Origin of the sequence: Flavobacterium gelatinilyticum (assembly GCF_027111295.1) — a bacterium.
Lineage (GTDB): Bacteria > Bacteroidota > Bacteroidia > Flavobacteriales > Flavobacteriaceae > Flavobacterium > Flavobacterium gelatinilyticum.
The window spans coordinates 1930916-1944388 of record NZ_CP114287.1 but is presented as its reverse complement, the minus strand read 5'-3'; the positions used below and the strand labels follow the sequence as shown (position 1 = coordinate 1944388).

Genomic DNA, 13473 nt, shown 5'->3' with positions numbered 1-13473 from the left:
TTATACAAATATTCTTAAGTTTTAAAAGTACTTTTCCTTAAGTTTGTTTTCAGTAAATTTTTAAATTTAATAAGTAATACATGGGTTTTCTTGATAAAATATTGGGCAGAAAAGAGGCGTCAATACAATCAAACAATGATTTCTGGAATTGGTTTTTAAAACACGAAAAAGAGTTTTTTACAATCGTTAAAAGCAGACAAAATATACATCATGGTTTTTTTGATAAACTGGCACCAAAACTGAACGAAATTCACGACGGTATTTATTTCGTTACCGGAATGTTTGATGACAATACAGTTGAATTAATTTTAACGCCCGACGGAGCAATTCGAAATATTTATGCTATAGAAGAACTCGTAAATGCAGCACCTCAAATGGAAGGCTGGAAAATTACAGCCTTAAAACCATCGTCAGATATTCAGAATATTGGTGTTGATTACGAAGGATTTAAATTTAATAAAGATAATTTGAAATTTTATCCAAATATTCATGAAGAATATCCGGATGAAATAGACTTAACCATTGTTTATGATGATTTTACGGAAGAAAAAAAATCAATTCTGGCCAATGGCGTTTATATTTTCTTAGATAATTATTTAGGCGAACTGCATTCCGTTACCCTGATTGATAACATGAAAGTCGTTGGACCGGATTTTGTTTCAGAAGAATTAATTCCAATCGAAAAATTAAAAGATTATTTAATTTGGAGAGAGAAAGAATTTGTTGAAAAATACGAAGGAACCCGACATAATACCGAAAATGACAATTATTCGAGTTTTGAGGGAACTACAAAAGACGGCGGACTTATTATTGCAATCATAAATAGTGATATTTTACGATGGGATAAAAAAGCATCGCATCCGTGGGTATTTATTATTACTATCCCATTTGATGGAAGTAATAATAACGGAATGCCGGATAAAGAAACATATCAATTATTGAATGAAATTGAAGATGAGGTAGTGCCAAATCTCAAAGATATTGATGGTTATTTGAACATCGGAAGAGAAACATCAACAAATAGAAGAGAAATCTTTTTTACCTGTAAAGACTTTAGAAAACCTGCAAAAGCAGCAGATCAATTAATTAAAAAATACAGTGGTACTTTAGATATAAGCTTCGAAATTTATAAAGATAAATATTGGAGAACGTTTAGAGCTTACGAACCAAGATAAATGATTTTATTTCACGCAGATTTTAGATTTAATTAAAAATTAAAAATTAAAAATTAAATCTGCTTTATCTGCAAAATCTGCGTGAAACAAAACTTAGCGCCTTTGCGCCTTCATGGCAAAACTACAAAACCCCGATCTCCGCCATACAAGCCCTCATCATTTCATAAGTTCGCTGAATATCATTATCCAAACCAATTGAAAAGCGAATCAAACCATCTGTTAATCCCATTTCTTTTTGTTCTTCCAGCGGAATTTCACTCGAAGTCGACGTTCCAGGCGCACTAAACAGCGTTTTGTAAAACCCTAAACTTACAGCCAGATAGCCCAGATTTCGATCCTGCATTAACTCCATTAATTCATTGGCTTTTGTCAGAGAACCAACATCAATGGTCAGCATGCCGCCAAAACCATATTCAGGATTAATCATCGTTTTATACAATTCATGACTCAGGTGACTTTTTAATCCCGGATAAACCGTTTTTAAACCGTCTTTTTCAAATTGATCAGCCAGATAATGCGCATTGTGGCTGTGTTGTTTAATTCGGATGTGAAGCGTTCTCAAATTTTTCATCACACTGGCAGAACGCAGGCTGTCCATTGTTGGGCCTAAAAGCATGCTGGCTCCTGTATTGACATTTTTTAGTGAATTAATAAATTCTTTCGAAGCACAAGTCACACCGCCCACTGTATCACTGCTTCCGTTGATGTATTTTGTCAAACTATGAATTACAATATCAGCACCCAGTTTTGCAGGAGAAACCGATAGAGGTGAAAACGTATTGTCAACAACCAGTTTCAAATTGTGTTTTTTAGCAATCGCTGCCAAACCACGAATATCAGCTACTTCCAATAATGGATTACTTACCGTTTCGCAGTACAAAACTTTGGTTTTAGAAGTAATCGAGGCCTCCACAACGTCCAGTTTAGTGATGTCTACAAAAGTGGTTTCAATACCAAAACGAGGTGTAAAATTTTTTAGAAAAGCATAAGTACCGCCATAAATCGTTCGGCTTGAAACAATATGATCTCCCGCACCGCACAACTGCAATAGAGTAGGCGTAATAGCGCCCATTCCCGAAGCCGAAACGTTAGCCGTTTCTGTTCCTTCCATTGCCGCCAAAGCTTGGTCCAGATACAAATTACTTGGCGAAGAGTGGCGCGAATACAAATAACAGCCTTCCATATTCCCCTCAAAAGTATCGAACATGGTTTTTGCCGACAAAAAAGTATAAGTCGAAGAATCAGAAATAGATGGATTCACGCCGCCAAATTCCCCAAAATACTGCAAATCCTGAATTTTATCTGCTGGTTTAAAGTCTTTCATATAGTTAGTTTTTTGTTTGTTTTGTTTCAAGTTTCAGGTTTCAAGTTCCAACAGCCTTAAACTTTAAACCTGAAACAAAATTATTAGAAGCGATTTACTTCGTCAGTCGCTATCGCTTGTGTCCTGCTATCCTGCTATCCGTTTCAATCTTTTGTGCCTCCCGATAGCTATCTGGACCGGCACAAAAGGATTTCCACTTCTATCAGGACTAGGACACTCGTTTTCAAAAGAAATCCTTGTCAAAGAAAAGTTTAATTAGAAAAAATGTCAATTATATGTTGTATTTATAGATTTTAAAACTATAAATAGTATTTTTGAGTGATTTTTAATCTAAATTTGTTTGAGAAACCATACTTAAATAGATTTTCTTTCGTTTTAATAAAACCATCAACGATCAACCACAAACCATCAACTAAAATGATTCTTGACGCAATAGATAAAAAACTTCTTGTTTTGCTTCAAACTGACAGTAAAAAGACCAATAAAGAATTGTCTTTAAAACTCAATTTATCTGTGACAGCAGTTTACGAACGAATCAAAAAACTGGAGCGGGAAGGTATTATAAAAAACTATGCAGCTTTGGTTGATAAATCCAAGATAGAAAAAGGATTTGTGGTCTTTTGTCATATAAAACTTATTCAGCATACCAAAGAGTTTCTTACCAAATTCGAAAATGAAGTCATCAAACTAAACGAAGTTTTAGAATGCCACCATGTAAGCGGTGATTACGATTATATTCTAAAAGTTTTGATAAAAGACATGGAAGCATATCGCGAATTTTTGGTTACCAAACTTACTTCTTTACAGCATATCGGAAGTACTCAAAGTATGTTTATGATTAGTGAAGTGAAGAATTCTACGGTGATTTCTTTTTAAGGAGGTTCAAAGGTTTTTCTGTAAAGATGCACAGTAATTTTCCATTAAATCAATTGCCTGTATCAATTTTAGTAACGTTTAGCGTAAATACTTTTGCTGTTTTCTATTTCTGGAATCATTAAATATATATTCAATTGTGAATGTCTTATCTGAAATATTTATTAAATGAATTCTATTCAATATTTCTGGTTCACCAAAAAACTTCTTTTGTAAACAGTTTTATTTTTTTTCATAAAAACTGCTAATATCAAAGTAGTAGCTGATTTTTTCGCCATTTGATTTGATATATTGTATTTTATCATACTTTTTCCCATTCTTAAAAATTAAACTTTGAGAATTAAACGTACAATCAGAACATTGTTTTTTAATGAAATCATATTCCTCTCTAACACTGTTTACAATTATGGCTTTTTCAATTGAATTATAATTGGATTCTGTTTCCGTTTTTTTAGAACAGGAAAGAAGTAAAATTATGGTGGTGAATGTGACAAAATTTGACTTAAACATTATGCCTGAATTTATATTATTGAAAAATTTATGTTATAGTAGGCTTAAAATTAATTTAGGTTTGCCACTTGAATGCTATTGAAAACAGGTAAAGCAAATTATTATAAATATAAAAATAGCTTTTCATTGAAGCAATTGAGTAAATCTGTTGTAGTTGTTGATACTAGCTATTATTATTTAATTTGATATATCCCTTTTTCTGAATTCCAAACTAATTTTTTGTGATTTTCATTCCAAAAATTCGACCACCAGCTACCATTTTTAGATTCATCTGTTTTTTCGTCACCGAACAACATTGCTAAATATGTGTATGTATAAGTGTCAGGATTGCAATGACTTGCAGAAGAGCCTTTTTCCTTTGGCATTTCATCTAATTTGTAAACATTTTTTAGGCACTTTTTAGTTATTGCTTCCTTTGCAGGATTAGCTTGTAATGATATTATTAGAGCATTAACTGCATTTAAACTACTAATTTCTGGAATTTTAGAATTTTTATATTCTAAAGGTTTGAATTCTTCAACATTCTTATTTGATAAATAGTTTAACCAATTTTTTTTAAGATTTTTTAGTTCTTTTTCAGTTGAATTTACAGTTACATATCCAAAATTCTTTTTCGTTAAACTTTGCAGAATTTGATTGGCTCTTCCCGAAACAGTGAATAAATCGTTATCCATAACTAGCCCTTTACCTTCAAAAACTATATCTTTACTTATGATTCTATCCCAAATAATTAAACGGCTTGTACCTTCAAGTTTTGTTTCGGTTTTGTTCGTTAACTGATTGGCCAAAGATTTTAAATAATCTTTATCTTTTACATAATTATTTAGTGAAGCATTTAAAGTCAAAAAAACTGCACTCCAACTTTTATCATCCAAGTTTTTAGCTAAAAGTTCGGCTGATGTAAGTTTTTGTACTTCATCATACATTTCTCTGGTATAATTTTCAATATTTTGTTGGCTCCAAGAGACTAATAACTTTTGAGAATATGAAAAATTAAAAGTAATTATGAATAACGTTATTAAGATTTGTTTAGTCATTTTGGCTCTATTTATTTTTTTTTGCTTTTAATATATAAGTATAGTAAATGTTCTGACGTTATAGTGAGTTTGAGACTAATAATTCCTATTTTTTTGGATTTGTCAAATCATTCCAAATCTGTTTTTATAGAGTTTATTATTTTACCAACTTTTTCAATTTCAATTTCATTAATCGTTGCATTATTTTCAGGATTAATTAAAAATGAGCAAATATATACTTTTGCGTTTTTAAATAAATGCCAGTAATATATTTTACCACCTCTTGAGTTTTCGGAATATTTAAATCCTTCTAGACCATTTTTAGTCGAGATTTTTTTAGCATAATCATGGCTTTGAAAATCATCTTCGATAAATTTACGATCTACTTTTTTATTTATTTTAACAACTGATATTCTAAAATTTCCAGTCCATTTTGTAGTGTCAAAAAAGGCATCAACATTCTCTTCATCTTCATATTCTGTCCAATTTTCAGGCAAAATTATAGAATAATCAAATTCTGATGTAAATTTTTGACTTTTAGATTGTGAAATACAGCTCATAAAGATTATTAATATTAAAAAACAGGAGTATTTCATTGATTGTTATTAAACTTGTTTATAACCGCTTTTTTTTGTTAAAGATAAAATTTTCTGCAAGAATGAAAATAATTTTTTGTGTACCTATACCATTGGTGATTTGCGTAATTCTTTGTGAACCTTTTTGGCATAAACAGCACCCAAAATTTCACACAAAAAACATTGAAATTTAAACTTTAAACAAAACTTTATTCCTTAAATTTGTGACGCTTAAAATAAAATAGATAAACTATGAGTTCATTTGACGTAGTCATTATAGGTTCAGGTCCTGGCGGATATGTATCAGCAATTCGTTGCGCACAATTAGGTTTCAAAACTGCTATTGTAGAAAAATATAATTCATTAGGAGGAACTTGCCTTAACGTAGGTTGTATTCCTTCAAAAGCATTATTATCATCTTCTCACCACTATTCAGAAATTGCTCATTTTGCAGATCATGGAATCGAAGTTTCTGGGGATGTAAAAGTGAATTTAGAGAAAATGATCGCGCGTAAACAAGCCGTTGTAGATCAAACCGTAGGTGGAATCAACTACTTAATGGATAAAAATAAAATCACAGTTTTCAATGGTTTAGGTTCTTTTGTAGATGCAACTCACATTGCTGTTGCAAAAGCAGACGGAACATCTGAAACTATCGAAGCAAAATATACTGTAATTGCTACAGGATCAAAGCCATCTTCTTTACCATTTATCAAAATTGATAAAGAAAGAATCATCACTTCTACTGAAGCATTGGCTTTAAAAGAAGTTCCAAAACACTTAGTTATTATTGGTGGAGGAGTTATCGGAATCGAGCTTGGACAAGTTTACCTTCGTTTAGGAGCTCAGGTTTCTGTTGTAGAATTCATGGACAGAATCATTCCAGGAATGGACGGAGCGCTTTCTAAAGAATTAACTAAAGTGTTGAAAAAACAAGGAATGAAATTCTACGTTTCTCACAAAGTAAAATCAGTTGAAAGAAACGGTGATGCAGTTACTGTTCAGGCTGAAAACGCAAAAGGAGAAACTATCACTCTTGAAGGAGATTACTCATTAGTTTCTGTTGGCCGTCGTCCTTACACAGACGGATTAAACGCTGACAAAGCCGGAGTTAAAATTTCAGACAGAGGACAAGTAGAAGTAAACGATCATTTACAAACAAGTGTTCCAAATATTTACGCAATTGGTGACGTTGTTCGTGGCGCAATGTTAGCACACAAAGCGGAAGAAGAAGGAGTAATGGTTGCTGAAATCTTAGCTGGTCAAAAACCTCATATCGATTATAACTTAATTCCTGGTGTAGTGTATACTTGGCCGGAAGTTGCTGCAGTTGGACAAACTGAAGAGCAGTTGAAAGCTGCAGGAGTGAAATACAAATCAGGAAGTTTCCCGTTCAAAGCATTAGGACGTGCAAGAGCAAGTGCTGACTTAGACGGATTCGTTAAAATCCTTGCTGATGAAAAAACAGACGAAGTTTTAGGAGTTCACATGATTGGAGCGCGTACAGCAGATTTAATTGCTGAAGCGGTTACTGCAATGGAATTCAAAGCTTCTGCCGAAGATATTTCTAGAATGAGCCACGCGCACCCAACTTTTGCCGAAGCAGTAAAAGAAGCAGCATTGGCAGCTACAGAAAATAGAGCTTTACACGTATAATTTACGTACAAGAATATTGTAAAACCGTCAGAATTTATCTGACGGTTTTTTTATATCCATGATTTTTAGATTTATATAATGTAATAATCAAAAATAATTTTGTAAATTAGATAGGTATTTCAGATGCTATCTTTATGATAATTAAAAGAATAGCATCATGAAAAGTAAATATATAGTTCCAGTTTTGATTGGAGCGGGAATAGGAATCGCACTGACTTCGTGCGGAGGAGGAATTCCTGATAAAGCAAAAGCAGTAACTAATTTTGACAAAGCAAAATATTTGGGTAAATGGTACGAAATTGCCAGATTAGATTACAAATGGGAAAGAGATTTAAATAATGTTACGGCCGAATATTCTTTAAATGATAACGGCACGATAAAAGTCGATAATAAGGGCTATGATGTCAAAAAAGACAAGTGGGAACAAAGCATCGGGAAAGCCAGATTTGTCAAAAAAGACAACATTGGTATGCTTAAGGTCTCATTTTTTGGTCCTTTTTATTCAGGATATAATGTTATTGCTGTAGATACAGAGTATAAATATGCTCTTGTAGCAGGCGAAAGTTTAAAGTACATGTGGATACTTTCGAGAGAAAAAACAATTCCGGAAAGTGTAAAAGCAGAATTTCTTATCAAAGCTCAGGATATAGGTTATAAAGTAACCGATTTAATCTGGGTGAAACATGATAAAACAAATTAAAAGAAACCCGGCACTAAGTGTCGGGTTTTGTATTTTACATTTTGAAATAAATCAAGGAGTGAAAACAGTTTTGTAATTATCCCAATACCTGTAAATCAAAAATAAATTACCAAGAAATAACAGTCCGGCAATTGGCAGTCCCTCCGGAGCTAAAAAGTAATTGATAAATAAAATGTTGATTGTAATGGGTAAAATTAAAATGTTTGCCAATGTAACAAAACGACCTGTTACAAATGAAAGACCACAAAGTAATTCAACCGTTTTTGCCAGCGGCAGTAAATAAGTCGAAGCAACCAAACCCATATTGAAGGCCTTGAAATTTCCTGTAGTTTCCGGTTCCGGTGCCAGTTTAAAGAAAAACGAAATGGAAGCAAAGAGCAATAAAAGACCAATCAAAACACGGACAATAATAGTAGCAATTTTCATAATACTTAAGAATTTGAATAGGTTAAAATGATATAATTAACGTGCTGAAAATGCAAAATCTATATTCCTCAATTCAAATGAAAATGGAGTTTAAAAATCATTAAATTGAGAATTTAATAATCAATAATATTTTATTTTGAGATTAGTTTAAATGCTATATCAAATATAGTGATTTTTATTTTATGATATTGTTGAATTTTAACAGTTTTAATAAATATTTTTTAGTTTGAATAGCTGAGAGCGACCCTGATAATTTTTCTTCTTTCTAACAGCAAGCATTTTTTTATTGTAATTTTGAAGTTTAAAAAAAATATCATTTTTGAGAGTTTCTATTCATAAACATATTTCAAATCCTTCTGATTTTAAGCAGCAGCTTTTAACGTGGTCGCAGCAGTTTCGAGAGGTTGTTTTTCTGGAAGGCAACGGCTATCCCGAAGAATATTCGAGTTTTGACTGCATCCTGGCAGTTGATGCTTTTACATCCATTAAGACTGATTTCCATAATGCATTCGATGATTTAAAACAATACCAGCAAACCACTAAAGACTGGCTTTTTGGTTATTTATCGTATGATTTAAAAAATGATATCGAAGCTTTAAAATCCAATAATTTTGACGGATTAGAATTTCCGGATTTATTCTTCTTTCAGCCAAAAAAAATATTTCTGCTTAAAGGAAACGAACTGGAAATACAATATCTTCTTTTTTGTGATGATGAACTTGAAGATGATTTTGCTGAAATTATCCAAAGCCATTCAGAAGCTTTTGTTTTATTAGATAAAATCGAAATCAAGCCGCGTATTTCAAAAGATTTATATGTAGAAAAAGTAAACCAAATGCTTCATCATATTCATATTGGCGATATGTACGAAGCTAATTTCTGCATGGAATTTTATGCTGAAAAAGCTGTTATAAACCCGCTTGAAAAATTCAGGAAACTGAACGAAATATCACAGGCTCCTTTTTCGGTTTTCTTCAAGAATTACAAACATTTTCTGCTTTCGGCATCTCCGGAACGTTATGTAAAGAAAGTAGGAGAAACGATTATTTCACAGCCAATTAAAGGAACATCAAAAAGATTTTCGGATCCGGTTGAAGATGAAAAATCAAAAGCTGTTTTGTCTTCTGATGAAAAAGAACGTGCCGAAAATATCATGATAACCGATTTAGTTAGAAACGATCTTTCTCATACAGCGCAAAAAGGTTCGGTTGAGGTTAAAGAGCTCTGCGGTATTTATTCATTTTTGCAGGTACATCAAATGATTTCGACGGTTGTATCAAAATTAGACCCGCAATATTCAGCTGTTGATGTTTTAAAAACCACCTTTCCAATGGGAAGTATGACCGGAGCACCAAAAATTTCGGTTATGAAAATTATTGAAAATCTGGAAGAAACCAAACGCGGATTATACAGCGGTGCCGTTGGCTATTTTACTCCCCAGGGCGATTTTGATTTTAATGTTGTCATCAGAAGTATTTTATATAATCAGGAAAAACAGTATGTATCATTTTCCGTAGGAAGTGCCATAACATCGCTGTCAGTTCCTGAAAAAGAATATGAAGAATGCCTGCTGAAAGCCAAAGCAATGCATCAGGTTTTAGAGTAATAATTAGCAGTAGATAAAAGGATTTAATCGTTTAATCTGTGCCAGGAAAAATAAAATCGTGCTTAACATTTCATTTAAAAATAGATAGAGTTTAATTTTTTACATTTATAAAATGTTTTCAAAATTCAAAAATCATATCATTTCCCGATTTCCTTCTTTGGCAGAAAAAAAGCTTTTTCTGGCAGTCAGCGGTGGATTAGACAGTATGGTTTTATTGCATTTGTTTAAAAAATTGGGCTATGAAATTGCGGTTCTGCACTGTAATTTTCAGCTTCGCGGATTAGAAAGTTTCGGTGATGAGGAATTTATCCAGAAATTCTGTGAACAAAATAATATTCCCATTTTTACAACCCAGTTTGATACCGAGGCTTTTGCAAAAGACTATAAACTTTCGACTCAGGTTGCAGCAAGAGAATTAAGATACAGCTGGTTTTATGAACTTTTAGAAGAAGAAAATTTCGATTATATCTTAACTGCGCATCATGCCGATGATAATCTGGAAACTTTTATTATCAATCTGACCCGAGGAACCGGATTAGAAGGTTTGACAGGAATTCCGGAGCAGAATGATAAAATCATTCGACCGTTACTTTCTTTTTCAAGAGAAGAAATTCTGAATTATGCTCATGAAAACAACATAGAATGGCGGGAAGACAGCAGTAATGCATCAAATAAATACCTTCGGAATAAAATCCGCCACAATTTAGTTCCTGTTTTAAAAGAAATCAATCCAAACTTTCTGGATGCTTTTCAAAAAACACAATCGTTTTTGCAGGAATCTCAGGAAATGGTCGAAGATGCCTCTATTATGGTATATCAGCGTGTAGCAAAAGAAGCCGGCGATGATATTCATTTTGATTTGAATCAGCTTAAAAAGCTACCGAATTATAAATCCTATTTGTACCAATGGCTGAATGAATTTGGATTTTCGGCATGGAATGATGTTTACGATTTAGTCGAAGGACAATCCGGAAAGCAAGTTTTTGCAGAAGAATTCAGGTTATTAAAAAACCGGGAAACGCTGATTTTAAGTCCTTTTTCAGGATTGTTGGAAAACGAAGAATTCGAAATAAATGAAACGGATTCAGAAGTTAATTTTCCCTTAAAAATGACACTTTGTAACGTAGGTCACACAACATTCGGATCAAATAGGACTATATTTGTCGACGCCGAAAAAATCCACTTTCCACTTGTATTGCGTAAATGGAAAGAAGGTGATGTTTTTCAGCCTTTTGGAATGGAAGGTAAGTCTAAAAAAGTCAGCAAACTTTTTAAAGACGAAAAATTATCCCTGATCGAAAAAGAGAAAATATGGATTTTATGGTCGGATAATCAAATAGTCTGGGTTGTTGGGATCAGGCAGGACGAACGCTTTAAAATAGAAAATACCACAAATAAAATACTTAAAATAGAATTGCAATAATGAATCTTAATCAAAACCTTCAAACGATAACTTCAAGGAGTGTCTGGAATACAATAGCAGCCTTTTTACTGTTTTTCTTTTTTGCGTTAAATGCTAATGCACAAATGCTTGAACCTGTAAAATGGACTTCTAAAATCGAGAAAAAAGGAAATAATGCAGTCTTAATTTTTGATGGAACAATCGAGAAAGACTGGCATATGTACTCTCAGTTTACTCCTGACGGCGGTCCTTTGGCTCTGGAAATTACTTTTAAAAATCAAAAAGGCAATTACGAATTAATAGGAAAAGCCAAAGAAGGAAAAACAAGAACAGCTTTTAATGATGTTTTTGGAGTAGATGAAACCTTTTTTGAAGGAAAAGCGCATATCGAACAGGAAATAAAAATCATTAACCCAAACGTGAAAACGGTTGATGTAGATTTTGATTTTCAGGTTTGTAAAGAAGTATGTATCAATTCGAGCAAGAAATTCTCGATTACTGTACCTTCGACTTTTAAAATAGATGAAGTTCCGGTTGTAACAGAGGCTAAAGCTGATGAAACAAAAGTAACCGGAATAGCTGTAGATACAATTAAAAAAGAAGAAGCAGAACAGCCAAAAGCTGAAAAAACTGTTGATACGGCTAAGGAAGAAATTCCGGCACCGGCTCCGGCAAGAAGCTTATGGTCAATCTTTTTTATTGCCTTCTTATCAGGATTTGCAGCATTATTAACACCTTGCGTATTTCCAATGATCCCAATGACGGTAAGTTTCTTTACGAAGCAAAGTAAAAGCCGTGCAAAAGGAATTAGAAATGCAATTATTTACGGACTTTCGATTATTGCTATCTATGTAATTTTAGGTCTTATTGTTACTAAAATATTTGGTGCAGATGCCTTAAATGCATTGTCAACAGATGTTTGGTTTAACCTGATTTTCTTTGTGATTTTGATCATTTTTGCTACTTCATTTTTGGGTGCTTTCGAAATCATGCTGCCAAATTCATGGGCAAACAAAGCAGATCAGCAGGCAGACAGAGGCGGTATAATTGGTATATTGTTTATGGCTTTGGCTTTGGCAATTGTGTCATTCTCTTGTACAGGGCCAATTGTTGGAACTTTGTTGGTCGAAGCAGCTTCAAACGGCGGAATCGCTCCTGTTGTGGGAATGTTAGGATTTTCATCTGCATTGGCACTTCCGTTTATGTTATTTGCGATGTTCCCGGGCTGGTTAAATTCACTGCCAAAATCAGGAGGCTGGTTAAACACGGTAAAAGTTGTTTTAGGATTTTTAGAATTGGCTTTGGCATTCAAATTCTTATCAAACGCCGACTTGGTGCTGCAATTGCATTTCTTAGAAAGAGAAGTTTTCATCGCTATCTGGATTGCAATTTTTGGAGCCTTGACCTTATATTTATTCGGAAAAATTACATTACCTCACGACAGTCCAACGCATCATATTTCGGTTGGAAGATTGTACTTAGGATTGCTGACTTTCGTATTTACCATGTATTTAATTCCTGGACTTTGGGGAGCACCTTTAAAATTAATCAGTGCATTCCCGCCGCCGCCGCAATATAGCGAAAGTCCGTTTGGAGTGGGAGGATCAGGACATGGAGCTGTTTCGACAGAAGCTGGAAAAGGCCTTCCGGAAGGAGCAGAATTAGGACCGCACGGTATTATGGTTTTTCACGATTACGAAGATGGTTTAGCATATGCAAAACAAATCAACAAACCAATCATGCTCGATTTTACAGGATATGCTTGTGTGAATTGCAGAAAAATGGAAAATAATGTATGGTCTGAACCAGCGATTCTTCCCATCTTAAAAAACGATGTGGTTTTGATTTCGCTTTATGTTGACGACAAACGTGAACTGCCAAAAGAAGAACAATTTGTAACCGAAGCAGGAGATAAAATCATTACTGTTGGAGATAAATGGACCGATTTTATGATCTCAAAATATAAAACAAATACGCAGCCTTTATATGTAATTACAGATTTAGAAGGTAAAAACATGAACACTTCTAAACCAACCATAAGTTACGTAAGCGCAGATGAATATTTACATTGGCTGAAAGAAGGAATTGGCAATTTTAAATAAGTTGTAAAGAATAAAGAAGCAAGATGAAAGATAATAGGAATAGATTGGAGATGAAAGAAAGAATCAAAGTCTAATTGAAATTCTAAAATCTGCAATCTTAAATCTACA

General features: G+C 33.3%; 11 protein-coding genes. 7 read left to right on the top strand and 4 right to left on the bottom strand.

What is annotated here, in order from left to right:
* Positions 1–80 precede the first annotated feature (80 nt).
* Positions 81–1175, top strand: coding sequence for a DUF695 domain-containing protein (locus OZP11_RS08405; protein WP_281234774.1), 1095 nt, complete (start codon positions 81–83; stop codon positions 1173–1175).
* A 121-nt stretch (positions 1176–1296) separates the two neighbouring features.
* On the opposite strand, the gene OZP11_RS08400 is transcribed toward OZP11_RS08405, so the two are convergent.
* Positions 1297–2499, bottom strand: a complete 1203-nt coding sequence (locus tag OZP11_RS08400) for an aminotransferase class I/II-fold pyridoxal phosphate-dependent enzyme (protein ID WP_281234773.1) — start codon at positions 2497–2499, stop codon at positions 1297–1299.
* 417 nt (positions 2500–2916) lie between these two features.
* On the opposite strand from OZP11_RS08400, the gene OZP11_RS08395 reads away from it, so the two are divergent.
* Positions 2917–3375, top strand: a complete 459-nt coding sequence (locus tag OZP11_RS08395; RefSeq protein WP_281234772.1) for an Lrp/AsnC family transcriptional regulator — start codon at positions 2917–2919, stop codon at positions 3373–3375.
* A 680-nt stretch (positions 3376–4055) separates the two neighbouring features.
* Here the strand turns inward: OZP11_RS08395 and OZP11_RS08390 are convergent.
* Together OZP11_RS08390 and OZP11_RS08385 are read right to left on the bottom strand one after the other, a co-directional pair.
* Positions 4056–4919: a hypothetical protein gene (locus OZP11_RS08390; protein WP_281234771.1), complete on the bottom strand. Its 864-nt coding sequence runs from the start codon at positions 4917–4919 to the stop codon at positions 4056–4058.
* A 107-nt stretch (positions 4920–5026) separates the two neighbouring features.
* On the bottom strand, positions 5027–5458 hold the full coding sequence (locus tag OZP11_RS08385; RefSeq protein WP_281234770.1) for a DUF3805 domain-containing protein: 432 nt from the start codon (positions 5456–5458) through the stop codon (positions 5027–5029).
* 267 nt (positions 5459–5725) lie between these two features.
* On the opposite strand from OZP11_RS08385, the gene lpdA reads away from it, so the two are divergent.
* The gene (gene lpdA, locus OZP11_RS08380) at positions 5726–7129 is read left to right on the top strand and encodes a dihydrolipoyl dehydrogenase (RefSeq protein ID WP_281234769.1); all 1404 of its coding nucleotides are present in this window, start codon (positions 5726–5728) and stop codon (positions 7127–7129) included.
* A gap of 157 nt (positions 7130–7286) precedes the next feature.
* On the top strand, positions 7287–7829 hold the full coding sequence (locus OZP11_RS08375) for a lipocalin family protein (protein ID WP_281234768.1): 543 nt from the start codon (positions 7287–7289) through the stop codon (positions 7827–7829).
* 51 nt (positions 7830–7880) lie between these two features.
* Here the strand turns inward: OZP11_RS08375 and OZP11_RS08370 are convergent, their stop codons facing one another.
* Complete coding sequence (locus OZP11_RS08370; RefSeq protein ID WP_281234767.1) at positions 7881–8255, bottom strand: DoxX family membrane protein; 375 nt, start codon at positions 8253–8255, stop codon at positions 7881–7883.
* Positions 8256–8574: 319 nt separating this feature from the next.
* Between OZP11_RS08370 and OZP11_RS08365 the strand changes: the two genes are divergently transcribed.
* The 3 genes from OZP11_RS08365 to OZP11_RS08355 all read left to right on the top strand — a co-directional run bounded on the left by OZP11_RS08365 (position 8575) and on the right by OZP11_RS08355 (position 13365).
* Positions 8575–9861, top strand: coding sequence for an anthranilate synthase component I family protein (locus tag OZP11_RS08365; protein ID WP_281234766.1), 1287 nt, complete (start codon positions 8575–8577; stop codon positions 9859–9861).
* Positions 9862–9973: 112 nt separating this feature from the next.
* Positions 9974–11284, top strand: coding sequence for a tRNA lysidine(34) synthetase TilS (tilS, locus tag OZP11_RS08360; protein ID WP_281234765.1), 1311 nt, complete (start codon positions 9974–9976; stop codon positions 11282–11284).
* Positions 11284–13365, top strand: coding sequence for a protein-disulfide reductase DsbD family protein (locus OZP11_RS08355; protein WP_281234764.1), 2082 nt, complete (start codon positions 11284–11286; stop codon positions 13363–13365). Before tilS ends, OZP11_RS08355 begins: the two co-directional genes overlap by 1 nt.
* Positions 13366–13473 lie beyond the last annotated feature (108 nt).

Bases quoted from the DNA above. Each gene is read 5' to 3' on its own strand.
- lpdA (WP_281234769.1), top strand. From the start codon at position 5,726: ATGAGTTCATTTGACGTAGTCATTATAGGTTCAGGTCCTGGCGGATAT.
- OZP11_RS08385 (WP_281234770.1), bottom strand. From the start codon at position 5,458: ATGAGCTGTATTTCACAATCTAAAAGTCAAAAATTTACATCAGAATTT.
- OZP11_RS08400 (WP_281234773.1), bottom strand. From the start codon at position 2,499: ATGAAAGACTTTAAACCAGCAGATAAAATTCAGGATTTGCAGTATTTT.
- OZP11_RS08405 (WP_281234774.1), top strand. From the start codon at position 81: ATGGGTTTTCTTGATAAAATATTGGGCAGAAAAGAGGCGTCAATACAA.
- OZP11_RS08375 (WP_281234768.1), top strand. From the start codon at position 7,287: ATGAAAAGTAAATATATAGTTCCAGTTTTGATTGGAGCGGGAATAGGA.
- OZP11_RS08355 (WP_281234764.1), top strand. From the start codon at position 11,284: ATGAATCTTAATCAAAACCTTCAAACGATAACTTCAAGGAGTGTCTGG.
- OZP11_RS08390 (WP_281234771.1), bottom strand. From the start codon at position 4,919: ATGACTAAACAAATCTTAATAACGTTATTCATAATTACTTTTAATTTT.
- OZP11_RS08395 (WP_281234772.1), top strand. From the start codon at position 2,917: ATGATTCTTGACGCAATAGATAAAAAACTTCTTGTTTTGCTTCAAACT.
- OZP11_RS08370 (WP_281234767.1), bottom strand. From the start codon at position 8,255: ATGAAAATTGCTACTATTATTGTCCGTGTTTTGATTGGTCTTTTATTG.
- tilS (WP_281234765.1), top strand. From the start codon at position 9,974: ATGTTTTCAAAATTCAAAAATCATATCATTTCCCGATTTCCTTCTTTG.